This is a genomic window from Pantoea sp. 18069 (assembly GCF_902706035.1).
Lineage (GTDB): Bacteria > Pseudomonadota > Gammaproteobacteria > Burkholderiales > Burkholderiaceae_C > Comamonas.
On record NZ_CACSJA010000013.1, the window covers coordinates 15,840 to 39,177 of the forward strand.

The following is a 23,338-nucleotide window of genomic DNA, read 5'->3' on the forward strand; positions in this document are numbered from 1 at the left end:
TTACCCTAGGGATAAAGCCGCTGCTTCGGGCGCCGCGCGTTGCGCCAACGCCCATTGCACATGCTCGCGCACCAGCGCGTCGGGGTGCTCGCTGCGGCCGAGCAAGGCCTGCTGCGCGGCGGTGTCGCCGGTCTCGCGCCAGGCGTTGCCCAGCGCCACGGCAATATTGCGCAGCCAGCGCAGGTGGCCGATGCGCCGGATCGGACTGCCTTCGGTGCTGCGCAGGAAAGTCGCTTCGTCCCAGGCGAACAGCTGCACCAGTTGCGCGCCGACCAGCCCGGCGCGCGCATCGAAATCGGGCAGGCTGCTGCGCTGGGCAAACTTGTTCCAGGGGCAGGCGAGCTGGCAGTCGTCGCAGCCATAGATGCGATTGCCCATGGCGGGGCGCAGTTCCTCGGGAATCGCGCCCGCGTGCTCTATCGTCAGATAGGAGATGCAGCGGCGCGCATCGACGCGCTGCGGCGCGACGATCGCGCCCGTGGGGCAGGCATCGCTGCAGGCCTGGCAACTGCCGCAATGCGCGGTGACCGGCGCTGTGGGCTCAAGCGCCAGATCGACATAGATCTCGCCGAGAAAGAACATCGAGCCGGCTTCGCGGTTGAGCACCAGCGTGTGCTTGCCGCGCCAGCCCTGGCCGCTGCGCCGCGCGAGTTCGGCCTCGAGCACGGGCGCCGAGTCGGTGAACACGCGGTGGCCGAACGGGCCGACTTCGGCGGCGATCAGATCGCAGAGCTTTTGCAGCCGCGCGCGCAACACCTTGTGATAATCACGCCCACGGGCATAGACTGAGAGAATGGCTTCGCCCGGACGCTCGAGCCTTGACCATTCGACCGCCTGCCAGTCCTGGGGCGTGTCGCGCGGCAGATAGTCCATGCGCACCGTGATCACGCTCACGGTGCCGGGCACGAGTTCGGCCGGACGCGCGCGCTTGAGGCCATGGGCCTGCATGTAATGCATGTCGCCATGGAACCCTTGGGCCAACCATTGGATCAACCCAGACTCGGATGAGGACAAATCCACGCCCGCGACCCCGATTTGGGAAAATCCCAGCCCACGGGCCCAGCCTTGCATCAAAGGAAAGAGTTGACTGCTGCACACCATACCCCTGCGATTGTAGGAAGCCGAGAAAACCCCCACCTGCCGGCGACCCGCCAGTTGCAGTGGCACGCCGAGGACGACACGGCGCGCTTTGCCGCGCAACTCGCGCAATGGCCCGGCCTGCACAACGCCTACCTGACCTTGCACGGTGACCTGGGTGCAGGCAAGACCACGCTGGTGCGCCACCTGCTGCGCGCGCTCGGGGTGCATGGGCGCATCAAGAGCCCGACCTACGCCGTGGTCGAGCCGCATGAAGTGCCGGGCCTGGCTATCTGGCACTTCGACTTCTACCGCCTGGAAGACCCGCGCGAATGGGAAGACGCAGGTTTTCGCGACATTTTCGCCAGCCCCGGCCTCAAGCTGGCAGAATGGCCGGAAAAAGCAGCAGCCTTGACGCCGCCTGCTGATATAGCTATCCATATTGAAGCAATCGACGAAACGCAGCGCAGCGTGACGCTGGTGGCCCACACGCCTGCCGGCTGCGAGCTGCTTGCACACTGGCCCGAATGAACGACGTTCTTCCTTCCTCCTCTTCCCGGCGCAGCTTGCTGCAGGTCGGCACGCTGGCCCTGCTGCTGGGGAAGCAGCAGATCGCCCGCGGCGCCACCATCCTGGCCGTGCGTGTCTGGCCTGCGCCCGAATACTCGCGCGTCACGCTCGAATCCGACACGCCGCTGGTCGCCAAGCAGTTCTTCATCGCTTCGCCGCCGCGCCTGGCGGTCGACATCGAAGGCATAGAGCTGAATCCGGCGCTGCGCGAACTCGTCGCCAAGGTGCGCTCCGATGACCCGAACATCGAGGCCATACGCGTCGGCCAGAACTCACCGAATGTCGTGCGGCTGGTGATCGACCTGAAGCAAAAGGCCGTGCCCCAGGTGTTCACGCTCGCGCCCGTGGCGGCCTACAAGCACCGGCTGGTGTTCGATCTCTACCCGGAAAAGGCCGTGGACCCGCTCGAGGCGCTGATCACCGAGCGCCTGCGCGATGCGGGCCCGGGAACGGCCACGGCCGCCGCGCCGGCACCGGCACCGGCACCGGCACCGGCACCGGCGCCAGCACCGGCCCCCGATCTGCTCGGTGACCTGATCGCCAAGCACAGCCAGGGCGCAGCCGACGCCCCATTCCCCGGCGCCACGCCGCCCGCGGCCGCGCCACTGCCCCCGCCCACGGTGATCGCCCAGGCGCCGCCACCGCCGCGCCCCCCGGCCAGGCCGCCCGCGCGCGTCTCGGTCGCAACGGCGCGCCAGACCGACCGCATCATCATCGTCGCGCTCGACCCAGGTCACGGCGGCGAGGACCCGGGCGCGATCGGCCCGGCTGGCACGCGCGAAAAAGACGTGGTGCTCAAGATCGCCCATCTGCTGCGCGACCGCATCAACGGCTCGGAAATCAACGGCAGCCCGATGCGCGCCTACCTCACGCGCGATGGCGACTATTTCGTGCCCCTGGGCACGCGCGTCGAAAAAGCCCGCCGCGTGCAGGCCGACCTGTTCGTGAGCATCCACGCCGATGCCTTCACCACGCCCCAGGCCAGCGGCGCCAGCGTGTTCGCGCTGAGCCAAAGCGGCGCATCGAGCACGGCAGCGCGCTGGCTCGCGAACAAGGAAAACCAGGCCGATCTGGTGGGCGGCGTGAATGTCGGCTCGCAGGACAAGCAGTTGCAGCGCGCGCTGCTCGACATGAGCACCACCGCCCAGATCAACGACAGCCTCAAGCTCGGCAGCGCGCTGCTCGGCGAAATCGGCGGCTTTGCCAAGCTGCACAAGCCGCGCGTCGAACAGGCCGGTTTCGCGGTGCTCAAGGCACCCGACATTCCCAGCGTGCTGGTCGAGACCGCCTTCATCAGCAATCCCGCCGAAGAGGCCAAGCTGCGCAGCGCGGCCTACCAGAACCAGCTGGCCGACGCGCTGATGCGCGGCATACGCGGTTACTTCGCCAGGAACCCGCCGCTGGCGCGCAGCCGGGCAGTCTGAACGCTGGGGCCAGGCCAGGCGCGGCCCGCCCCCTGCCGGGGCCTCTGGTCCTACAGCGACTGCCGGACAACGCCCGCACTGCGTGCCGCTTCCTGGGGGCATGCTGGGGTCAAGCCCTTTAACGGGCCTTCTTCCGGCATCCTGCCGCACGAAAAGGATTGACCATGAATACTCGCACTCTTGTCCTCGCAGCAGCCACGGCCGCTGCATTGACCCTTGGCGGTTGCGCCAACAACGCTCAGCTGGGCACGGGCGTCGGCGCGGTCGCTGGCGGTGTGGTCGGTGATGCCGTTCTGGGCGGCACCCTGGGCACCGTAGGCGGCGCGGCCGCCGGTGCGCTGATCGGCAATGAAGTCGGCAAGCGCAGCGACCAGCGCCGCTGATCGCCCTGCGCCGTTGAACGCGGCGCACGCAAGAAAGCCAGCAGTCGCTGGCTTTTTTTGGGCGCAAAACAGGTTGCGCCGTTCAGACCGAGGCCTGCGCCTTCTCCTTGCGCCCCGCACGCCAGGCGCCAAAAATGGCCAGCAAGCCCGGCACCAGGATCAGCGCCCAGATGATTTTCTCGAGGTTCTCACGCACCCAGGGCAGGTTGCCGAACAGGTAGCCGGCCGTCACCAGGCTGCCTACCCACAGCAGCGCACCGCCGACGTTGAAGGCCGAGAACTTGCGGCGATCCATCTGCGCGACGCCGGCCACGAAGGGCGCGAACGTGCGAATGAAGGGCATGAAGCGCGCGAGCACGATGGTGATGCCGCCGTAGCGTTCGTAGAACGCATGGGCCTGGTCAAAGGCCTTGCGGTTGAACCAGCGCGAATTTTCCCACTGGAACACTTTCGGCCCCAGCGCCCGCCCGATGTGGTAATTGCACTGGTCGCCCAGAATGGCCGCGACCAGCAGCACGCCGCAGGCCAGCGGATAGTCCATCAGACCGATGCCGCACAGCGCGCCGACGATGAACAGCAGGGAGTCGCCGGGCAGGAACGGCATGACCACCACGCCGGTCTCGACAAACACGATGGCAAATATCAGCGCATACACCCAGGGCCCATAGGCCACGACGAAGGCTTCGAGGTGCTTGTCGATGTTCAGGATGAAATCCATCAGGAACGCAGCCGCGTCGATCAAAAACGAGAAAATTTCCAAGACAGTGCTTTCAAAAACCAGGAAGCAGCCGGCCAGCGCCAGCGGACATGACACTGTAGCGCCAGCAAACAGGGGCCTGGCACGGTCATGTGCCATTTTTGGGGGCAAAGGCAGCGGCAGCGGCGCGCGTTGACCGCATTGCGCTGACAGGAGTTACATCTGCAGCGCAGTCCTACGCTTATTTGCAAATTAGGGCCCCATCGAGCCCATGGGCTTTACAAACGGCTGGCACAGTCGAGTCCATGGTGCATGCGGCACATCCACTTCCACAGAATTACAGGAATCATTCCATGACACATCCACTGAAAAAAATCACCTGCGCCGGCCTGACTGCCCTGGCTGTCTTCGCTTTGGCAGGTTGTGCCCACCACCCCAGCCGTTCGCAGATCGGCACAGGCGCGGGCGCCGTGGTCGGCGGTGTGGCAGGCAGCGCGCTGTTCGGCACGACGCTGGGCACGGTCGGCGGCGCGGCCGCAGGTGCCTTGATCGGCAATGAACTCGGCAAGGACAGCGGGCGCGGCCGCCGTCGTTAAAGCCCCCTGAGCGGCTCACGCCCTGAGCGGGCCTCCCTACGCGGGCCGCCTGATGGCCGGCGGCAGCGCCAACCCCCTAGAATCCGTTGGGTGAACGTCTCTACCCCCTCCTCCACAGACACCCCCTCCCGTCGCCCGATTCGCGACCTGCCCGATGAACTCATCAGCCAGATCGCGGCCGGTGAAGTCGTGGAGCGCCCCGCTTCGGTGGTGCGCGAACTGGTCGACAACGCGCTCGACGCGGGTGCCACGCAGATCACCGTGCGCCTGCTCGCGGGCGGCGTGCGGCTGATCACCGTCGAAGACGATGGCGCAGGCATTCCGCGCGAGGAATTGCCCGTGGCGCTGCGCCGCCATGCGACCAGCAAGATCGCCGATCTGCACGACCTCGAAACCGTGGTGACGATGGGCTTTCGCGGCGAAGCGCTGGCCGCGATCGCCTCGGTTTCCGAAGCGTCCATCCTGTCGCGCCCCGTGGGCCAGGACAGCGCCTACCTGCTCGATGCGCGCAGCGGCGAGCTGCGCCCCGCGGCGCGCAACCAGGGCACCAGCGTCGAGATCAAGGAGCTGTTCTTCTCTACGCCCGCGCGCCGCAAGTTTCTCAAGACCGACGCCACCGAGCTCGCGCATTGCGTCGAGGCCGTGCGCCGCCATGCGCTCGCGCGCCCCGAAGTCGGCTTTGCGATCTGGCACGAAGGCAAGCTGGTCGAACAGTGGCGCGCGGTCACCGTCGCCGACCCCGAGGAAGCGCTCGCGCGCCGCCTGGCCGATGTGCTCGGCGAGGACTTTGTCGCCCAGTCGGTCGCCGTGGGCCGCCAAAGCGGCTCGATCGGCGTGACCGGCCGCGCGGGCGTGCCCGACGCCGCGCGCTCGCGGCCCGACCACCAGTACTGCTATGTCAACGGCCGTTTCGTGCGCGACAAGGTGATCACGCACGCCGCGCGCAGCGCGTACGAAGACGTGCTGCATGGCCAGAAGCAGCCGATCTACGCGCTCTACATCACCATCGACCCCGCGCGCATCGACGTCAATGTCCACCCGACCAAGATCGAAGTGCGCTTTCGCGACAGCCGAGAAGTCCACCAGGCCGTGAAGCACGCAATCGAGGACGCGCTCGCCGTGCCGCGCGCCCAGGCAGCGGCGGACGCAGCCGCCGCTGCCCAGGCCACGGGTGCCAGCGTTGGCCTTGACGCCGCCGTGCCGCCCGCGGCCGCCCCGGCCTTCAGCCTTGCACCGCGCCCGCAGCAGACCCATATGCCTTTCGGCCACAGCCTGCCGGGCCAGCGCGTGAGCGACATGGGCGCGCTCTGGGCGCCTATGCGTGCAGCGCCCGCCGAGCTGCCCACGGCCGCGCCGCTGCCGGTCATCGACGCCACACCGGCAGCGCCAGCGCCGGCCGCCGACATTGCAGCCCCGGCGGCCGCAGCGGACGCCGCCGCCGCCAGCGCCCATGCCGCACAGAGCGCTGCCGATAGCACGCCCCACTGGCCGCTGGGCCGGGCCGTGGCCCAGATCCATGGTGTCTATATCCTTGCCGAGAACGCGCAGGGACTGGTGCTGGTCGACATGCATGCGGCCCACGAGCGCATCGTCTACGAGCGGCTCAAGACGTCGATGACCGACCAGGAACGCATTCCCAGCCAGCCGCTGCTGATTCCCGCGACGTTTGCGGCCACCATGCAGGAAGTCGCGACCGCCGAAGCCCATGCCGAAACCCTGGCCCAGCTGGGCCTGGAAATTTCACCGTTCTCGCCCAAGACCCTGGCCGTGCGCGCCGTGCCCGCATCGCTGGCGCAGGGCAATGCGGTCGAACTCGCGCGCAGCGTACTCGGTGAACTCGGCGAGCACGATGCCAGCACCGTGGTGCAGCGCGCGCGCAATGAGATTCTCGCCACCATGGCCTGCCACGGCGCAGTGCGCGCCAACCGCAAGCTCACGCTGGACGAAATGAATGGCCTGCTGCGGCAGATGGAAGTCACCGAGCGCTCCGACCAATGCAACCATGGCCGTCCCACCTGGCGGCAGATGTCGATGCGCGAACTCGACGCGCTGTTCCTGCGCGGCCGCTGAGCCAGCGCGCCCCACTCCCACCCCACCGAAGTGCCGCTGTCGCGGCCTTTTGCAGCCGGCCCGTCCGGCCGCTGCCGCATGGGCGCGTGGAAACTGCAGACGCCCCAAAACAGTGCCTTCACCACGTTAGGGCGCACCAAGAACGCCCTTGCATGCACCAGTCATGCACAAGAGTTCCCCAAAAAGATGCATAAGGGCATACATTTTTGGCATAATCTTTTTTCACGTTTTCACGCAGCCGTTTTTTAGTCAGAAAGTTCTCTCCATGAAGTACGAGTCCGTCGGCCATTTCCTTGAGCAAGTGGCGCAGCGCAATCCCGGCCAACCCGAGTTTCTGCAAGCCGTCACCGAAGTGATGGAAAGCCTCTGGCCCTTCATCGAGAAGCACCCAAAGTACGCTGAAAACGGCCTGCTCGAGCGCCTGGTCGAACCCGAGCGCACCGTCATGTTCCGCGTCAGCTGGATCGACGACAAGGGCCAGGTCCAGGTCAACCGCGGCTACCGCATCCAGCACAGCATGGCCATCGGTCCCTACAAGGGCGGCCTGCGTCTGCACCCCTCGGTCAACCTGTCGGTGCTCAAGTTCCTGGCGTTCGAGCAGACCTTCAAGAACGCACTGACCACGCTGCCCATGGGCGGCGGCAAGGGCGGCTCGGACTTCGATCCCAAGGGCAAGAGCCCGCTCGAAGTCATGCGCTTTTGCCAGGCGTTCATCACCGAGCTGTTCCGCCATGTGGGCCCCGACACCGATGTGCCCGCAGGCGACATCGGCGTGGGTGGCCGCGAAGTCGGCTTCATGGCCGGCATGTACAAGAAGCTGTCGAACAGCGCGGCCTGCGTGTTCACCGGCAAGGGCCTGTCGTTCGGCGGCTCGCTGATCCGTCCCGAAGCCACGGGCTACGGCACGGTCTACTTTGCCCAGGAAATGCTCAAGACCCGCGGCAAGTCGTTCGACGGCCTGACGGTCTCGGTGTCGGGCTCGGGCAACGTCGCCCAGTACGCTGTCGAAAAGGCCATGGCCCTGGGTGCCAAGGTGGTGTCGGTCTCCGACTCCTCGGGAACGGCCTACGACCCGGCCGGCTTTGACACCACCAAGCTGGCGCTGCTGATGGACGTCAAGAACCACCGCTATGGCCGCGTCAGCGACTACGCGGCGCAGGTAGCGGGCGTCGAATTCATCGCCGGCAAGACGCCCTGGGGCATCAAGGTCGACGTGGCGCTGCCTTGCGCGACGCAAAACGAACTGCACCTCGACGATGCCAAGACCCTGATTGCCAACGGCGTGCTGTGCGTGGCCGAAGGCGCGAACATGCCCTCGACGATCGAAGCCGCCAAGGCCTTCGAAGCCGCGGGCGTGCTGTACGCGCCGGGCAAGGCCTCGAACGCCGGTGGCGTCGCCACCTCGGGCCTGGAAATGAGCCAGAACTCGGCGCGCCTGTCGTGGCCTGCCGAGGAAGTCGACGCCCGTCTGCTGCAGATCATGCAAGGCATCCATGCAGCCTGCCTGAAGTACGGCCAGCGTGCCGACGGCACGGTGAGCTATATCGACGGCGCCAACGTCGCCGGCTTCGTCAAGGTCGCCGACGCGATGATCGCCCAGGGCGTGGTCTAAACACGCTGGCTCGCTGCGCTGCCCCTGCCCAGGGGCAACGCCAGTCAATTAGAGCGAATCTTGAGATCGCTGAAGGCCCGACGGGGCGCGTCGGCGACCTTCCAGCTTTCGGCAGAGCCTGCTTTGTCTTGCGTTCGTCCTGAGCCTGTCTTCGGGCGTTTCCCGCAGTCGCCGAGAGCGAAGCCGCGCTAGGCGGCTGTTTTTTTCCGCGGCTTCCCGCTCGCCTGCAGTGCTCCGGGGCTGGCCTTCAGGCCCGAGAAGATGGGCCCGTTCACCGCACTCGGAATTTCTAGCGGCATGAAGGCAATGCGATCCGCTTCCTGCGGCGTCAGTCCGAAACCGACCAGCACGCTTTGCAGGATGAGCTCCGCATGGTTCGCCCGCGTGGGCTCGGTCAGCATCGTCTCTATGCCATAGAAGATGGCGCCGAGCACGATGTCGCGCGCCACACGCACACTGTCGACCGTCAGGCGCTTCCTGCTTTTGGCAAGCTCCAGATCGCGCGTGAGATAGATGTCTATCAGTTGGCCGCGCGCCGCGATGCGTGTTCCGGTCTGCGTGATGAAGCGGCCCCATTCCGGATAGCGCAAGGCCATCTGCATATAGAGGCGGGTGCCGGCCGCAAAGCGCTCGACCGGATCGTCCAGGTGCAGCACCAGGGGATCGACGATCTGCAGGACTTCGTCGCTCATCGCGGTGGCGAGCGCGAACAGCAGCTCGTTGGTGGTCTTGAAATGGTTGTAGAAGGTGCCGCGCGACACGCCTGCCGCGGCGATGAAGTCGTCAATGACGGCCACATCCACCCCTTTTTCGGTGAATACCGCCAAGGCGCTTTCGAGCAGACGCAAACGGGTTTTCTCGCGGCGCTGTGCGCCAACCCTCACGCGGTGGTCCTTTACCTTCAGCCCATGCTCAATCTCTGCCATTGGCGTCGAGCATACACGAGATGGCTGACCCGAATGGGGTCCTCTGCACAGTTTCCCGCGGCCCCTGGCCGCACGAGCGCGCGAGGTTTGCGTCCAGGTTTCCTAGGGAAATCCCTGTCATTTTGATTCATTTGTCATCTTGACGAATTCGTCACAACGGATAAAGTTCATTTTAGACAAACAGTCCAATTTAACGCAAAGGGAAAATTGCATGAAGCTGCTACGCCATGGCCCCGTCGGGGCAGAAAAACCTGGAGCGCTGGACGCGGACGGCCAGGCGCGTGACCTCTGCCTTCTCGTGCCGGACTTCACGCCGGACTGGATGGCGCCCGCAAAGCTCGAAGCCTTGAAGGCTATCGATCTGTCCCGCATGCCCCTGGTTCCCGCTGGCGCGCGGCTGGGCACCCCGGTCGCCGGCACCCGGCAATTCGTCGCGATCGGGCTCAACTACCGCAAGCACGCGGCGGAATCGGGGCTTGAGATTCCCAAGGAGCCGGTGGTCTTCACCAAGGCGCTGACCTCGCTGGCGGGGCCGAACGACGACGTGGAGTTGCCCGAAGGCTCGCAGGCGGGAGATTGGGAGATCGAACTGGGCTTCGTGATCGGCACCCTGGCGAAGAAGGTCGCGGTCGCCGATGCGCTTTCGCACGTGGCGGGCTACTGCCTGGCGAACGACGTTTCCGAGCGGGACTGGCAGATCAAACGCAACGGCCAATGGGGCAAGGGCAAGAGCTTCGACGGTTTCGGCCCTATCGGTCCCTGGCTCGTCACCAGCGACGAATTGCCGGACCCGCAAAAGATCCCGCTTGAGCTGGCAGTCAACGGCGAGATCCGCCAGCGCAGCAATACGGCCGACATGATCTTCCCGGTGGCCGAGATCGTCTCGTACCTGAGCCAGTTCATGACCCTTTTGCCGGGCGATGTGGTGATCACCGGTACACCGGAAGGCGTAGGCCTGGGCGTCAAGCCGAATCCTGTCTTCCTGCGCCGCGGCGATGTCATGACGCTCAGCGCCGGCCCGCTCGGTACACAGCGCCAGCAAGTGATCTGAGCCTGCGCGGTCGGACGCGGACCCAACGAGAGACCAGGCCATGCAGCGCATGGTCGCGGGCGCAGCCTTGCCCGCATACAGGGAGATAACAATGACTCTGAACCAGGAAGAACACGGGCCGCTGCTGGCTGTGCACTCCGTGGACGAATTCGTCTTCAGCGTGCCTGACCTCGGACAGGCGCGCCATTTTTACACCAGCTTCGGCCTGGACGTGCGGGATGAGGCCGGCGCGCTCGCCCTGCATACCTTCGGCCATGCGCACCGCTGGGCGCGCATCGTCCAGGCCGATACCAAGCGCCTGCTTTGGCTCAGCCTCGGGATCTACGCAGAGGACCTGCCGCGCTTCGAGCGCCGGCTGACGCAGCAAGGTATTCAACGCATCGCTGCGCCTTCGGGCGCAGGCACGGAGGGTCTCTGGATCCAGGACCCGGACGGGCTGGCGGTGCAGTTGCGCATCGCCGAGAAATCCTCGCCCTCGCAGCCGTCTGCGCGCGAAATCCCGCCGGAGTGTGCGAACGCCGGTCGCTCGCCGAGCCGCAGCAGGGCGCAGGCGACGCGCCCCCTCTATCTCTCGCACATCCTGCTGTTCAGCGCCGACGTGGATAGCGCCCGCCGCTTCTACGAAGACGCGCTGGGCCTGCGGCTTTCCGACAGGAGCGGCTCGGCGATCGCCTTCATGCACAGCCCGCACGGCAGCGACCACCATCTCATCGCGCTGGCGAAGTCCGACGGCCCGGGGCTGCACCACAGCAGCTGGTGCGTGCCGTCGCTCGATGCCGTCGGCATCGGCGCGCAGCAGATGGTGCAGGCCGGCTACCCGCAGGGATGGGGGCTTGGCCGGCATGTACTGGGCTCCAACTATTTCCGCTACGTGCGGGACCCCTGGGGCAGTTATGCCGAGTACTCCTACGACATCGACTTCGTCTCGCCCGCGAGCGAGTGGCCCGCGGCGGACCACCCCGGCGAGGACTCTCTGTATGTCTGGGGCCCCGAGTTGCCCCAGGACTTCGTCTTCAACTACGAACTTTGTGAATCATTGACCCGCACAGGCACCAGGAACACACCATGAGCGCGCAAATCCCCCTCTACGACGTTGTCCAGATCGGCTACGGCCCGGTCAGCGAAATCATGGCCCTCGCGCTGGCGCGCCAGGGGCGCAGCGTGGCGGTATTCGAACGCTGGAAAGCGCGCTTCACCCTCCCCCGGGCCGTCTGCATAGACCACGAGCTGTACCGCGTGCTGTCGGCCCTTGGCATGGGCAGGGACCTTCCCGCGGTCAGCCACAAGGGGCCCATGTACCGCTGGTTCAATGCCGATTGGAAGGAACTGCTGGCCATCGACTGGGAATCGGAGTCGATCTCCGGCGGCCCCGAAGTCAACTTCGTCCATCAGCCCACGCTCGAGGCGATGTTCGAGGGCGCGGTCCAGGCATGCCCGAATGTCGAGGTCAACCTCGGCTGGGAAGCGATCGAGGTGACCCAGACCCCGGACTACGTGGAGCTGGTGGTGCACGATCCCGAGACCGGCGAACGCCGCACCGTGCGCGCCAGGTACCTGATCGGCGCCGATGGTGCGAACAGCCTGGTGCGCCAGGCGATCGGCTCTACCCAGGAAGACCGGGGATTCGAGGCCGACTGGCTCGTGATCGACGTGCTCCCCAACGAGGGCATGACGCTCGACATTCCGCCCGCGGCGCAATGGTGCAATCCGGCGCGCCCGACGACGATCGTGCCGGCGGGCGTCAAGGACGGCCGCTATTTCCGGCGATGGGAGTTCATGCGCCTGCCGCACGAGACCCGCGAGGAACTCGAGCACGAGCATGTCGCCTGGGATCTACTGGCACCCTGGGTCAAGCCGGACCAGGCGAGCATCGTGCGGCACAAGGTGTACACCTTCCGTTCGCTGCTTGCCGACACCTGGCGCAAGGGGCGCATGCTGATCGCCGGCGACGCAGCGCACGTGATGCCGCCCTTCATGGGGCAGGGCATGTGCGCCGGTTTGAGAGACGACTGGAACCTGGCGTGGAAACTGAACCTGGTGCTGGATGGCAAGGCCGACGATCGCCTGCTCGACACCTACCAGCCGGAGCGCCGCCCCCATGTGAGCGACGTCATCGATCTGTCCATGTATCTCGGCAAGATCATCTGCATCCCGGATGCCGCCAAGGCGGCGGAGCGCGACCAGGCATTCTTTGGCGGCGATGCGCCGCCGCCTCCGGCCTTCCCCTGCCTGACCGACGGCATTCTGCGCCGCGGTGCCGACGGTGCGGTGCAGGCGCCGGCCGGACTGCTCAGCCCGCATGGCCGGGTGCTGTCCGGCGACCGCGAGGGACGTTTCGACGACCTGGTCGGCCTGGGCTTCATGCTGGTCTCGCGTGGCGCCGCCGCCGAGGCGACGCTGGGCGCGAAGCAGCGTGCCTTCCTCGACAAGCTCGGCGCGCAGCGCGTGCACATTGCTGCGCGCGGTGCCGAATCAGGCCCGGGCGTCCTGGTCGATCTTGACGACAAGCTGCTCCCGTACATGGCGCAGCACGGCATAGACACCATGCTGGTGAGGCCGGACTTCTATCTGTATGGCGCGGTCGGCAACGCCGCTGAAGTCAACGCGCTGGTCGACGATCTTGCCGCGGACCTGCAGCGCCACGGCGTGCAGCTGGATGCCGCAGGATAAGCGGCCAGCCATGCCGTCTTGACGTCTTGACCGGCAGTTAGAAAGCCTCGTGTCCACCCCTGCGCGCCTGGTGGTTCGAGGCCGGGCCGGGACCGGGACCGAGCGGATGCTCGCCGGGCAGCGGCCGCTGCCCGCGCGCTGGCTGAAACGGCGTTACCTGCCGCGCAGCGCCGCCGCATCGCACCAGCGCTGCGCGACCTGGGGCGTGGTCATGCACACCGTCTCGTGCGTGGCCGTGGTCACGGCGCGCTCGAGCAGCTGGATGTCGGCTTCGTGCTGGCGCGCCACATGCGGGTCTTCGAAGAAGATCACGCGCTGGCAGCGCCGCTCGAGCACCAGGTCGGCGATCTGCGCATCGCCGCCCAGCGGGCCGCTCTGGTAGCGGTCGACCCAGGGTCGGTCCGCGGGCCAGCCCTTGCTCCAGGCCATTTCGTTGAGCTTCTGGCCCGTGGTGCCCGTGCCCACGCGGCGCGCAAAGCGCGACAGCAGCGCGAAATTGCGCTCGGCAAAGTCGAGCATCGCGGGCTTGAGCGCATCGTGGGCGATCAGCGCCAGCGTCTGCGACTCGAGCGCGTAAAAGCGCTGGGCGCCGGCATCGGGCGCGAAGCCGCGGTGCAGGCGTTCGACTTCTATCCAGTCGCGCGCCGACGCCACGGTCGACAGGAAAGGCTTGCCATGGATCACGCACTGGCGCTTCAAGGCCAGCGCTTCGGGAAAGATCGACGAAGGGTCGACCGGGTCGATGAAATAGATCGCGCCGTCGAGCCGGCGTTCGTCTTCCTCCAGGCCCACGACTTCGGCGACCAGCTTCATCAGCCCGCCTTCACGGCCATAGGGATAGCGGCGTATGCCCGCATACGCGTGCAGCATGCCCGCGGCCTGGATCGCATCGTAGGTGCGCCCCACGGCGTGCAGGCCGAGCTGGAGTTCGCGTATGCCGGACTCGCAGGCGCGCAGCCAGGAAAACAAGGCCGCGTCGTCGGCCTGATGATGAAGACGGTTGGCAGCTAAACCCAAGCGCATAGATCTCTCTCGGAAAAAATCGCATGAAGCCTACCGCGACCCCGATCCGGGTCGGCGGATGGCCCCAAGCATATCCGCGAAACAAGACCAGGAACCCTCTGCCCAGATCCCGCGCTGCCGATTTCAGCGCGCCAGCGGATCGCCGAGTGTGCTGCAACCGGCCGATGTCTGCGGTGGCCGCTGCTGCGGCAGCCGCTGCTGCGGATAGACGTCGGGCAGCACATACGCCTGTGTCGTGGCGACCAGCCCATCCGCGAAGGTGGCCTCGACGAAGCCCGCGGACCAGCCCTGCGCCGGCGTATCCAGCGGCAACTGGACAGCGCCGGCGCCGTTCAGCGGTATGTCGCGCGCGACATACCGGGCCCCGCAGGGAAGGCGGAAATCGCGCGCCTGCGGATTGACCGCGGTCCACTGGGTCAGCTTGACCGGGTTTTCCGAAAGCTGCAGCGACAGGATGCTGCTGCCGTCGACTTGCCTGAGCTGCGACGCAACCTGCGGCCAGGGCGTGCCCGCCTGCCAGCGGAGAATGGCGCCCGTCAGAACATCCTCGACCACCATCCTGACGCCCCCATGCCCGGCGTTGGGGAGCAGGCGCAAGGTATTAGCGCCCGGCAACTGGTCAAAGTAGAACCGGCTGTTGTCGGGCAGGAAGAACTCGTCGTTGCCGGCGTTGACGAAGTATTTCGGCACCGCCAGCCGCGCCGCCTGCGGACTGTCCAGATAGCGCAACGGGTCCATGATGCGTTCGAGCTTCTCGAATGCCTCGGACTGGAACTGCGCCATGATGCCTTCGCGGTGATAGTCGCGCAGGGCCAGCGGCCAGCTGCCGCCATAGGTCTGGTGGATGTGCGCGAACAGGGTGCGCATGTTCATGAAGTCGAGCACCAAGGGCACGATGGCGCTGATGCGCCGGTCGGCAATGGTGGCCAGCCAGAGCGCCCAGGCGCGCTTGGAGGCGCCGGTCGCAAGGAATTGCCGGACCTTCCACGGCTGCAACTCCTGTTCGGCCAGATCCATGGTCTTGACCACGGCCTGCATCATGGGAATATGCAGTGGCGTGAACGCGTGCTTTTCCGGGTCCCGCAGAAACATCGCCCAACTGCGCGCGACGATGCCGTCCTCCCGGCGCGGCAACGGGTCATCGGTGAAGTGAAGGTATTGATTGGGCACATCGCTGACGGACACCGCGATGGTGCGGGTCTTGCGTACGATGGCCAGGATCTGTTCCTCGGTCAGATCCGCGGCGGCAGACACCTTGCCATCGGGCCCAGGAATGTTGGTGCCGTTGTTGACGACCAGCAGTGCCTTGCCCTCCACGGCGTTGTCCGGAATATAGATCTCCACGCCATGCCGCCATGGGCCGGGCTGCACCATGCCCTGGGGCGACCAGTTCTGCGACTGCAGCGAGAACCGGCGCTGCTCGACACCCGCGAAATGCCGCGAAGGCAATGGCGTGTACTGCAGGGGCTGGGCGGCGTGTTCGCGCGTGTAGCAGTCCAGCACCGCGCCGAAGTCGCCGGCGCGGGCCGCCAGGCAGCTCTGCGCAGAAATCCCGTGCTCCCTGACCGCACAGCCGCCAGAGGCCAGCAGGCACAGGCCCAGGCAGAAGGAGGAAACCAACCGATACAAAACCATGCCAGGCACTTTCGTTGAATCATCAAGAGGACGGGCTTGCGTGCCACGAGCGCTTGAAGCCGCCCTGTGCCTGCCCAGCGCCGCCGGGCGCCAGTACGGTGAGTAACAGGCCGCGCAACATTGCACCAACAATGAATAAAACTATTGAATATAAAAATAGATGATTTAAATAAATCAAACCACGCATTCCGCTGGGCCACTGGTGCCCGTGGGCCAGGCGGGTGCCGAATCCCGTGCTCAGGTCGGTCAATGAACAAGCGCATATCCTTGAATGCCTGCGCCACGTTCAACCTCAACCATCCCATGCGCCCTGCCCGCCTTGTTCTTGCCGCCGTCTGCTGCACCCTGCTGGCGACGAGCGGCTGCGCGCTGCTCGACGCCAAGCAGCGCGAATGGATCTTCCAGCCCAGCCAGCGCAGCTGGCAGAACGCCGACATGTCGGGCATGGAAGATATCTGGATAGCTTTCGATTCGCGGCTGAGCGGCGAAGCCGTGCGCCTGCACGCGCTGTGGCTGCCGGCAAACCAAGCCGATGCTCCCGTGCTGCTGTACCTGCACGGCGCGCGCTGGAACGTCGCGGGCTCGTCGCAGCGCATTCGCCGCATGCAGTCGCTGGGCTTTTCGGTGCTGGCCATCGACTACCGCGGCTTTGGCCAGAGCAGCGCCGGGCTGCCGTCGGAACAACTCGCGATCGAGGACGCGCGCGCGGCCTGGGACTGGCTTGCGGGCCAGCATCCGCGCAAGGACCGTTATCTGTTCGGCCACTCGCTGGGCGGTGCGATCGCGATCGCGCTGGCCAGCGAAGTCGATGACGAGCGCGGCACGCTGGTCGAAGGCACGTTCAGCCGCATGACCGATGTGATCGGCAGCATGCGCTGGGGCTGGCTGCCCGTGGGCCCGTTCATCACCCAGACGTTTGATTCGCAGGAGCGCGTGGCGCGCATAGGCTCGCCGCTGCTGGTGGTTCATGGCAGCAGCGACCGGCTGATTCCCTCGGCACTGGGCAAGCAGCTCTATGCGGCCGCGCAGTCGCCCAAGCGCTGGGTGCTGATCGAAGGCGGCAGCCACCACAACACCAACGCGATCGGCCTGCCCCAGTACCGCGTGGCGCTGCAGGAGCTGTTCGACCTGCCCGCTGCGGCGAGCGCACCCTGAGTTCTGGCGGCGCGCGCGCGCCGCGCCCTGGCGTCTGCTACGCTCGCCGCCTATGCCCGTGTCCCCGCCCACTTCCGCGCCCGTCTCCGGGTCCACGATGTCGCCCGCGCTCGTCGTGCTGTTGCTGGGCCTGCTGCTCGGCCTGCAGCCCCTGGCCAGCGATCTGTATCTGCCGGCGCTGCCCGTGCTGCAAACCGGTTTTTCCGCGCCCGTCGCCCAGGTGCAGCTCACGCTCACCGGGCTGCTGCTGGCCTTCGGCTGCTCGCAGTTGATCTGGGGGCCGCTGTCCGACCGCTTTGGTCGGCGGCCGGTGCTGCTGATCGGCATCACCGGCTATGTGCTAGGTGCCCTCGGCTGCGCCACGGTCGACTCCATGGCCGCGCTGATCGGCTGGCGTGCGCTGCAGGGTGCGGCGCTGGGCGCCTGCGTGATGTGCGCGCGTGCCGTGGTGCGCGATCTCTATGGGCCGGTGCAGGGCGCGCAGGCCATGTCGCGCGCGCTCAGCGGCCTGGGCATGATCGCTTTTCTCGCACCGATCAGCGGCAGCCTGCTGGTGGAGCTGCTGGGCTGGCGCTCGACCATGCTCGCCCAGGCCCTGATGGGCGCCGGCGTGCTGCTGTTCGCGGCGCTGCGCTTTCAGGAGTCCTTGCCCCGGCGCAACCCGCAGGCGCTGCAGCCGCTGGCGCTGGCGCGCAACTGGGGCCGCATCGTGCGCCATCCGACGTTCCAGGCCTACAACCTGCTGACCATCTTCAGCTACGCCGGCCTGTTCACCTACCTCGCGGCGTCATCCTTCACCTATATCGAAGTGCTGGGCATGGAGCGCAGCCATTACGGCCTGCTGATGGGCTGCAACGCGCTGTTCTACATCGCGGGCACGGTGCTGTGCCGGCGCATGCTGCGCCACTGGAGCGTGCAGCGCTGCGTGGCCTGGGCCGGCCTGGCGAGCGCGCTGGGAGGGCTGTTGATGCTGACCGCCGCCCTCGCCGGCCTGCAGAGCATCTGGGCCTATGCGCTGCCCTTTTTTCTGTTTCAACTGGCCCATGGCGTGCACATGCCCTGCGGGCAAAGCAATGCGATTTCCCCTTTTCCGCAGTCGGCCGGAACGGCGTCCGCGGTCAACGGCTTTGGCATGATGCTGGTCGCGTTCGCCATGGGACACTGGCTGGGCCTGCACCTCGACGGCAGCACCATGGCCCTGTCTGCGGGCGTGGCTTTCTGGGGCGCGTGCACCGCGCTCACGGCCTGGCTGCTGGTGCGCCGCTGGGGCCATACCAGCCACCTTTGAAACCGCGGCTTCACCGCCTTTCCGACGACCCTTCAGGCCCTGCCCCTTGCGGCCGGGCCGCTGTTTTGTGACTATGAGCGACATGACCGCCTCCCCTCTTTTGCCCTGCATCGCCATCGCCGGCCCGACCGCCTCGGGCAAGACCGCGGGCGCGATGGCCCTCGCCGCCGTGCTGGGCGCGCGCGGCCAGGCCGTGGAAATCATCAGCGTCGATTCGGCGCTGGTCTACCGCGGCATGGACATCGGCACGGCCAAGCCAACGGCTGCCGAGCAGGCCGCCGTGCCCCACCACCTGATCGATATCCGTGACCCGCTGCAGGCCTATAGCGCCGCCGAGTTCGTGCAGGACACGCAGCGCCTGATAGGCGAAATCCGCGCGCGCGGCGCGCTGGCGTTGCTGGTCGGCGGCACCATGCTCTACTTCAAGGCCTTGTTCGACGGCATAGACGACATGCCTGCGGCCGACGCCGCAGTCCGCGCCCGGCTTGAGGAGCGCGCGGCAGCCATCGGCTGGCATGGCCTGCATGCCGAACTCGCCCAGGTCGACCCCGAGACCGCGGCGCGGCTCGCGCCCGGCGACAGCCAGCGCATCCAGCGCGCGCTTGAAGTCTTCATGGTTTCGGGCCAGCCGCTGTCGCATTTCCACACCCGCGCGCGCGCGGCCAGCGCCGACAAGGCCGGCGCGAACCAGGCCGGCGCGAACGCGCCGGCCACCACCCTGTTCTCGCTCGAACCGAATGAACGCAGCTGGCTGCATGCGCGCATTGCCCAGCGCTTCGACGCGATGCTCGATGCGGGCCTGGTCGCCGAAGTCGCGGGCCTGCGCGCGCGCGGCGACCTGCACGCCGATCTGCCGGCCATGCGCTGCGTGGGCTACCGCCAGGTCTGGGACGAAATGGACTGGCAGACACGGCGCGGCAGCGCGCTCAACCTGCACCTGCTGCGCGAAAAAGGCATTGCCGCCACGCGCCAGCTCGCCAAGCGCCAGATCACCTGGCTGCGCAGCATGCCCCAGCGCCAGGTGATTGCCTGCGATGCGCCCGATGCAACGGCGACGCTGGTGCAAGCCGTGCTCGATCATCTGGCCGCGCACAAGGGCTGAAGCAGCTGCCACCATGGACTGCGCGCACAACCCTCCCACCGCGGCGGCCATTTCCGTCCGGGGCCTGGCCAAGCACTATGCGGGTGCAAGCGTATTCAGCGCGGTGTCGTTCGACGTCGCGCCCGGCGAGTTCGTGGCCATCGTCGGCGAGTCGGGCGTGGGCAAGTCGACGCTGCTCAACTGCCTGGCCGGACTCGACCACTGGGACGCAGGGCGCATCGCGCACGACGGCATCGACCTGGGCGCGCTCGGCGACGACCAGCGCGCCGTCTGGCGCCGCGCCCACCTGGGCTTTGTGTTCCAGGCCTTCCATGTGCTGCCCCATCTCGATGTCGCGCAGAACGTGGGCCTGCCGCTGATGCTGCTCGGCGGGCGACTGGACAAGGAGGCGCTGGCGCGTGTCGAAGCCATGCTGGGCGCCGTAGGCCTGGCCGGGCTGGGCACACGCCTGCCCCAGCAGCTCAGCGGCGGCCAACTGCAGCGCGTGGCGATCGCGCGTGCCCTCGTGCACCGCCCGCGCCTGCTGCTCGCCGACGAGCCCACGGGCAACCTCGATCCGGCCACGGCCACGCGCATCCTCGACCTGCTCACGGCCCAGGCGCGCGAAGCCGGCGCCGCGCTGGTGCTGGCCACCCATTCGCGCGAGGCCGCGCTGCGCGCCGACCGCGTGCTGCAGTTGCGCGCGGACGGCATAGTCGCGGCCGGCATAGGCGCGGACGGCATAGGCGCGGCCGGCATAGGCGCGGCCTGAGGCGCCTCATTCAATGGTCAGGCGCCGGGTCTGCGTGCCCTGCTTCTTGGGCAGCGTCAATGTCAGCACACCGTTGTCATAACGGGCCTTGGCCTGCGCCGCGTCGATTTCCAGCGGCAACTGGAAGCTGCGCTCCACCGCGCCGTAGAAACGCTCGCTGCGCAGCAGCTTGTCGTCCTTGGTCTGCTCGTCCTTTTGCGTGACTTCGGCACGCAGGCTGACCAGACTGCCGTCGATAGCCACCTGGATGTCTTCCTTGGCCACGCCCGGCACTTCCGCGTGCACGGTGTAGGCCGCCTCGTTTTCCTTGACGTCGACCTTGATCTGCGACGGTGACGGCAGCGGATCGCCATGCAGCGCACGGATGTAGAAACCCGGGTTCGCATCCCGGAAGAATTCGTCGAGCAAACCGCCACGACCGATCAATGCGTTCATGTCATTCCTCCTTTGCCAAACACCACGCACTTGAGGCCGGCGTGCAAGGCCTGGCCGGGTGCAGCGCATTGCTGCCGGGCCTGCTGTTAAATTGTGGTCCCCCACGCCACCTTTTCAAGGGGCAGAGCACGCGCGCCAGCCCGATAAAGGCAATGGCTGGCAAGGCTTGACCCATGGCGACCACATCCTTTATCGCCTTCATCCATGTTCGCCCTGCTGCGCACCTTTTCCCTGCAGGAACTGCTGCACCACCCCTGGCGCACGGCCAGTGCGCTGCTGGCCGTGGTGCTGGGCGTGGCGCTAGGGTTCGCGGTGCACGTGATCAACGCTTCGGCGCTCGACGAGTTCTCGCGCGCCGTGCGCAGCGTCCAGGGCCAGCCCGATCTCGAACTGCGCGCCATGCAGGGCGCGTTGCCCGAACGCGTCTACGGCCTGGCCGCGCGCGAACACCAGCAGGTCGCGCAGGCCGCGCCCTGGCTCGAAGCCTCGGTACAGGCATGGCACGCCCGGGACAGCGCGCCCGATGACGCCAAGCCCGTCACGCTGCGCCTGCTCGGCGGCGATGCGCTGCAGTCCGGCGCGCTCGCGCCGGCCTTGATCCCGCGGCTGTTCACTGGCCATGACCGGCTCGACCTGTTCGCGCCGGACGCCGTTTTCCTCAACGCCGCGGCGCTGCAGGCGCTGGGCCTGAACGAAGCCCGGGCCGCGGGCGCCCAGCTCTGGTGGCGCCTGCCCGCGCCGGCTTCCAGCGATGCGACGACGCCGGCGCGCCTCGTCATGGTGCGCATCGCGGGCACGGTCGCGGCCAGTGGCCCGCCGCTGGCGCTGATGGACATAGGCGCGGCGCAGGACCTGCTGCAGCGCTGGGGCGAGATCAGCCGCGTCGATCTGCTGCTCGCCCCCGATGCGCACGCCGACCGCCTGCTCGCCCAGCTGCGCGCCGCGCCCGGCTGGCCCCCGGGGGTGCTCGCCAGCGTGCCGGGCAACGAACAGCAGCGCGTCGCGCAGATGTCGCGCGCCTACCGCGTCAACCTCACGGTGCTGGCGCTGGTGGCGTTGTTCACGGGCGCCTTCCTGGTGTTTTCCGTGCTTTCGCTGAGCGTGGCGCGGCGCGCACCGCAGTTCGCCTTGCTCGCGGTGCTGGGCCTCACGGCGCGCCAGCGCCTGGCCCTGGTGCTTGCCGAGTCGGCCGTGCTGGGACTGCTGGGCAGCGTCGGCGGCATCGCGCTCGGTCTGGGCCTGGCCGCGCTCGCGCTGCGGCTGCTCGGCGGCGACCTGGGCGGCGGCTATTTCACCGGCGTGCAGCCCGCGCTGCAGTGGAGTGGCGCCGGCGCGCTGGTCTTCGCGGGCCTGGGCCTGGCCTCGACCCTGGCCGGTGGCTGGTGGCCCGCGCGCGCCGCGCAATCGCTGCCCGCGGCCGCGACGCTCAAGGGCCTGGGCGCGCTGCAGACTCCGCAAGCCGGAGCGCGCCTGCCCCTGCTGCTGCTGGCCGCAAGCGCGGCGCTGGCCTGGCTGCCACCGATTGCCGGCATGGCGCTCGCGGCCTATGTCTCGGTGGGCCTGCTGCTGCTCGGCGGCATGGCCGCGCTGCCCTGGCTGCTGGGCCGCTTGCTGCAGCGCCTGCCCGAATTCGCGCGCAATCGCCCCCTGTGGCTGCTGGCGTTCGAGCGCGCGCGGCGCATGCGCGCCAGCGCCAGCGTGGCCGTGGGCGGCGTGGTCGCGAGCCTGAGCCTGGCCGTGGCGCTCACCATCATGGTCAGCAGCTTTCGCGGCTCCATGGCCGAGTGGCTCGATACCGCGCTGCCCGCGCCGGCCTATGTGCGCGCCGCTGGCGGCATGTCCCAGGGCGACGCAGGCCTGCGCGATGCGCGGCTTGTCGACGCCGTGCGCGCGCTGCCCGGCGTGGCGCGCGCCCAGCCCCAGCGCAACGCCAGCCTGTCGCTGGCCAGCGACCAGCCCGCCATGGCGCTGCTGGTGCGTCCGCTGCAGGGCGCGCAGGCCCAGGCCTTGCCCTGGCTCGCACCGCCGCTGGCCGTGCCTCCGGGCCTGATAGCCGTGCACATCAGCGAAGCTGCGGCCCAGCTCCACGGACTGCAGCCCGGCCAGCGCTGGAGCGCGCTGCAGTCGGCGTTCGCGCAGGGCGGCGCGGACCCGCCAGCGTTCTTCATTGCCGGCATCTGGCGCGACTACGTGCGCCAGTTCGGCGCCGTGGCCATGGACAGCGCCGACTACCAGCGCCTCACGGGCGACACACGGGTCTCGGAAATCGCGCTGTGGCCCGCAGCGCACGCCGACCTGGCCGCGCTGCAGGCGCGGATCCAGGCGCTCGCGCCCGCACATGGCCCGCTCGAATGGGTCAGCAGCCAGGGGCTGCGCGAACGCTCGATGCGCATTTTCGACCGCAGCTTTGCCGTGACCTACTGGCTGCAGGCGGTGGCCATCGCCATCGGCCTGTTCGGCATCGCCGCGAGCTTCAGCGCCCAGGTGCTCGCGCGGCGCAAGGAATTCGGCCTGCTCTCCCACCTGGGCCTGACGCGCCGGCAGATCCTGGGCGTGGTCGCCGGCGAAGGCGCGGTGTGGAGCGCGCTGGGCGCGATCGCCGGCACGGTGCTGGGCCTGGGCGTGGCGGTGATCCTGGTGCATGTGGTCAACCCGCAGAGCTTTCACTGGACCATGGAACTGCGCCTGCCCTGGCTGCGGCTGGCGCTGCTCGCGCTGGCCGTGACGGCCGCGGGCACGCTCGCCGCCTGGCTCGCGGGCCGGGCCGCGGCCGGGCGCGATGCGGTGCTCGCCGTGAAGGAAGACTGGTAGCGGCGCGGATTCACGCCAGTGTCACGAACGCCCGCTACAACCCAGGCTTCGACACTTCATCC

At 67.7% G+C, this 23,338-nt stretch carries 20 protein-coding genes; 14 read left to right on the plus strand and 6 right to left on the minus strand.

Features of this window, described 5'->3' with window-relative positions:
* Positions 1-1,101 (minus strand): tRNA epoxyqueuosine(34) reductase QueG, encoded by a 1,101-nt coding sequence (gene queG, locus GVL12_RS12095; protein WP_306770599.1) that lies wholly within the window; start codon positions 1,099-1,101, stop codon positions 1-3.
* Here queG and tsaE point away from each other — a divergent pair.
* From tsaE to GVL12_RS12110, 3 genes are all read left to right on the plus strand, one after another.
* Positions 1,084-1,608, plus strand: a complete 525-nt coding sequence (gene tsaE / locus GVL12_RS12100; protein ID WP_159914251.1) for a tRNA (adenosine(37)-N6)-threonylcarbamoyltransferase complex ATPase subunit type 1 TsaE — start codon at positions 1,084-1,086, stop codon at positions 1,606-1,608. The genes queG and tsaE overlap by 18 nt on opposite strands.
* The gene (locus GVL12_RS12105; RefSeq protein WP_159914253.1) at positions 1,605-3,071 is read left to right on the plus strand and encodes an N-acetylmuramoyl-L-alanine amidase; all 1,467 of its coding nucleotides are present in this window, start codon (positions 1,605-1,607) and stop codon (positions 3,069-3,071) included. Before tsaE ends, GVL12_RS12105 begins: the two co-directional genes overlap by 4 nt.
* Before the next feature lie 164 nt (positions 3,072-3,235).
* Entirely contained in the window at positions 3,236-3,454 is a 219-nt protein-coding gene (locus tag GVL12_RS12110; protein ID WP_159914256.1) for a glycine zipper domain-containing protein, read from the plus strand.
* An 82-nt stretch (positions 3,455-3,536) separates the two neighbouring features.
* On the opposite strand, the gene GVL12_RS12115 is transcribed toward GVL12_RS12110, so the two are convergent.
* Positions 3,537-4,214, minus strand: coding sequence for a DedA family protein (locus GVL12_RS12115; protein WP_306770600.1), 678 nt, complete (start codon positions 4,212-4,214; stop codon positions 3,537-3,539).
* 290 nt (positions 4,215-4,504) lie between these two features.
* Between GVL12_RS12115 and GVL12_RS12120 the strand changes: the two genes are divergently transcribed.
* The 3 genes from GVL12_RS12120 (at position 4,505) to gdhA (ending at position 8,429) form a co-directional block, all read left to right on the plus strand.
* Complete coding sequence (locus GVL12_RS12120) at positions 4,505-4,747, plus strand: glycine zipper 2TM domain-containing protein (RefSeq protein WP_159914258.1); 243 nt, start codon at positions 4,505-4,507, stop codon at positions 4,745-4,747.
* Positions 4,748-4,837: 90 nt separating this feature from the next.
* A complete protein-coding gene (mutL, locus tag GVL12_RS12125) occupies positions 4,838-6,817 on the plus strand; it encodes a DNA mismatch repair endonuclease MutL (protein WP_159914260.1) in 1,980 nt (659 codons plus the stop codon).
* A 265-nt stretch (positions 6,818-7,082) separates the two neighbouring features.
* Positions 7,083-8,429, plus strand: coding sequence for an NADP-specific glutamate dehydrogenase (gdhA, locus tag GVL12_RS12130; protein WP_159914262.1), 1,347 nt, complete (start codon positions 7,083-7,085; stop codon positions 8,427-8,429).
* Positions 8,430-8,617: 188 nt separating this feature from the next.
* Here gdhA and GVL12_RS12135 read toward each other — a convergent pair whose 3' ends face one another.
* Positions 8,618-9,313 carry a TetR/AcrR family transcriptional regulator gene (locus GVL12_RS12135; RefSeq protein WP_200843707.1) on the minus strand — a complete coding sequence of 232 codons (696 nt, stop codon included), beginning with the start codon at positions 9,311-9,313 and terminating at the stop codon, positions 8,618-8,620.
* A gap of 253 nt (positions 9,314-9,566) precedes the next feature.
* Here GVL12_RS12135 and GVL12_RS12140 point away from each other — a divergent pair, with 253 nt between their 5' ends.
* The 3 genes from GVL12_RS12140 (at position 9,567) to GVL12_RS12150 (ending at position 13,076) form a co-directional block, all read left to right on the plus strand.
* Entirely contained in the window at positions 9,567-10,406 is an 840-nt protein-coding gene (locus GVL12_RS12140; protein WP_159914266.1) for a fumarylacetoacetate hydrolase family protein, read from the plus strand.
* Between the two features lie 91 nt (positions 10,407-10,497).
* Entirely contained in the window at positions 10,498-11,475 is a 978-nt protein-coding gene (locus tag GVL12_RS12145) for a VOC family protein (protein ID WP_159914268.1), read from the plus strand.
* The gene (locus tag GVL12_RS12150) at positions 11,472-13,076 is read left to right on the plus strand and encodes a bifunctional 3-(3-hydroxy-phenyl)propionate/3-hydroxycinnamic acid hydroxylase (RefSeq protein WP_159914270.1); all 1,605 of its coding nucleotides are present in this window, start codon (positions 11,472-11,474) and stop codon (positions 13,074-13,076) included. The genes GVL12_RS12145 and GVL12_RS12150 overlap by 4 nt, the downstream gene beginning before the upstream one ends.
* Positions 13,077-13,229: 153 nt before the next feature.
* Here GVL12_RS12150 and GVL12_RS12155 read toward each other — a convergent pair whose 3' ends face one another.
* The gene (locus GVL12_RS12155) at positions 13,230-14,099 is read right to left on the minus strand and encodes a methylglyoxal synthase (RefSeq protein WP_159914272.1); all 870 of its coding nucleotides are present in this window, start codon (positions 14,097-14,099) and stop codon (positions 13,230-13,232) included.
* Positions 14,100-14,222: 123 nt separating this feature from the next.
* Positions 14,223-15,734: a PhoPQ-activated pathogenicity-related family protein gene (locus tag GVL12_RS12160; protein ID WP_159914274.1), complete on the minus strand. Its 1,512-nt coding sequence runs from the start codon at positions 15,732-15,734 to the stop codon at positions 14,223-14,225.
* A gap of 249 nt (positions 15,735-15,983) precedes the next feature.
* On the opposite strand from GVL12_RS12160, the gene GVL12_RS12165 reads away from it, so the two are divergent.
* The 4 genes from GVL12_RS12165 to GVL12_RS12180 all read left to right on the plus strand — a co-directional run bounded on the left by GVL12_RS12165 (position 15,984) and on the right by GVL12_RS12180 (position 20,030).
* The gene (locus GVL12_RS12165) at positions 15,984-16,889 is read left to right on the plus strand and encodes an alpha/beta hydrolase (protein ID WP_200843708.1); all 906 of its coding nucleotides are present in this window, start codon (positions 15,984-15,986) and stop codon (positions 16,887-16,889) included.
* A 52-nt stretch (positions 16,890-16,941) separates the two neighbouring features.
* A complete protein-coding gene (locus GVL12_RS12170) occupies positions 16,942-18,177 on the plus strand; it encodes a multidrug effflux MFS transporter (protein ID WP_200843709.1) in 1,236 nt (411 codons plus the stop codon).
* Positions 18,178-18,250: 73 nt separating this feature from the next.
* Positions 18,251-19,279, plus strand: coding sequence for a tRNA (adenosine(37)-N6)-dimethylallyltransferase MiaA (gene miaA, locus GVL12_RS12175; protein ID WP_159914276.1), 1,029 nt, complete (start codon positions 18,251-18,253; stop codon positions 19,277-19,279).
* Positions 19,280-19,292: 13 nt separating this feature from the next.
* Positions 19,293-20,030 carry an ABC transporter ATP-binding protein gene (locus GVL12_RS12180; protein ID WP_159914278.1) on the plus strand — a complete coding sequence of 246 codons (738 nt, stop codon included), beginning with the start codon at positions 19,293-19,295 and terminating at the stop codon, positions 20,028-20,030.
* A 6-nt stretch (positions 20,031-20,036) separates the two neighbouring features.
* Here the strand turns inward: GVL12_RS12180 and GVL12_RS12185 are convergent, their stop codons facing one another.
* Positions 20,037-20,465 carry an Hsp20/alpha crystallin family protein gene (locus GVL12_RS12185; protein ID WP_159914280.1) on the minus strand — a complete coding sequence of 143 codons (429 nt, stop codon included), beginning with the start codon at positions 20,463-20,465 and terminating at the stop codon, positions 20,037-20,039.
* A 204-nt stretch (positions 20,466-20,669) separates the two neighbouring features.
* Here GVL12_RS12185 and GVL12_RS12190 point away from each other — a divergent pair, with 204 nt between their 5' ends.
* On the plus strand, positions 20,670-23,276 hold the full coding sequence (locus GVL12_RS12190; protein ID WP_159914282.1) for an FtsX-like permease family protein: 2,607 nt from the start codon (positions 20,670-20,672) through the stop codon (positions 23,274-23,276).
* Positions 23,277-23,338 lie beyond the last annotated feature (62 nt).

Coding starts and splice junctions, on each gene's coding strand:
- GVL12_RS12145 (WP_159914268.1), top strand. CDS start 10,498: ATGACTCTGAACCAGGAAGAACACGGGCCGCTGCTGGCTGTGCACTCC.
- GVL12_RS12155 (WP_159914272.1), bottom strand. CDS start 14,099: ATGCGCTTGGGTTTAGCTGCCAACCGTCTTCATCATCAGGCCGACGAC.
- GVL12_RS12170 (WP_200843709.1), top strand. CDS start 16,942: ATGCCCGTGTCCCCGCCCACTTCCGCGCCCGTCTCCGGGTCCACGATG.
- GVL12_RS12105 (WP_159914253.1), top strand. CDS start 1,605: ATGAACGACGTTCTTCCTTCCTCCTCTTCCCGGCGCAGCTTGCTGCAG.
- GVL12_RS12160 (WP_159914274.1), bottom strand. CDS start 15,734: ATGGTTTTGTATCGGTTGGTTTCCTCCTTCTGCCTGGGCCTGTGCCTG.
- GVL12_RS12140 (WP_159914266.1), top strand. CDS start 9,567: ATGAAGCTGCTACGCCATGGCCCCGTCGGGGCAGAAAAACCTGGAGCG.
- gdhA (WP_159914262.1), top strand. CDS start 7,083: ATGAAGTACGAGTCCGTCGGCCATTTCCTTGAGCAAGTGGCGCAGCGC.
- GVL12_RS12150 (WP_159914270.1), top strand. CDS start 11,472: ATGAGCGCGCAAATCCCCCTCTACGACGTTGTCCAGATCGGCTACGGC.
- GVL12_RS12190 (WP_159914282.1), top strand. CDS start 20,670: ATGTTCGCCCTGCTGCGCACCTTTTCCCTGCAGGAACTGCTGCACCAC.
- miaA (WP_159914276.1), top strand. CDS start 18,251: ATGAGCGACATGACCGCCTCCCCTCTTTTGCCCTGCATCGCCATCGCC.
- queG (WP_306770599.1), bottom strand. CDS start 1,101: ATGGTGTGCAGCAGTCAACTCTTTCCTTTGATGCAAGGCTGGGCCCGT.
- GVL12_RS12120 (WP_159914258.1), top strand. CDS start 4,505: ATGACACATCCACTGAAAAAAATCACCTGCGCCGGCCTGACTGCCCTG.
- GVL12_RS12180 (WP_159914278.1), top strand. CDS start 19,293: ATGGACTGCGCGCACAACCCTCCCACCGCGGCGGCCATTTCCGTCCGG.
- GVL12_RS12185 (WP_159914280.1), bottom strand. CDS start 20,465: ATGAACGCATTGATCGGTCGTGGCGGTTTGCTCGACGAATTCTTCCGG.
- GVL12_RS12165 (WP_200843708.1), top strand. CDS start 15,984: ATGAACAAGCGCATATCCTTGAATGCCTGCGCCACGTTCAACCTCAAC.
- GVL12_RS12110 (WP_159914256.1), top strand. CDS start 3,236: ATGAATACTCGCACTCTTGTCCTCGCAGCAGCCACGGCCGCTGCATTG.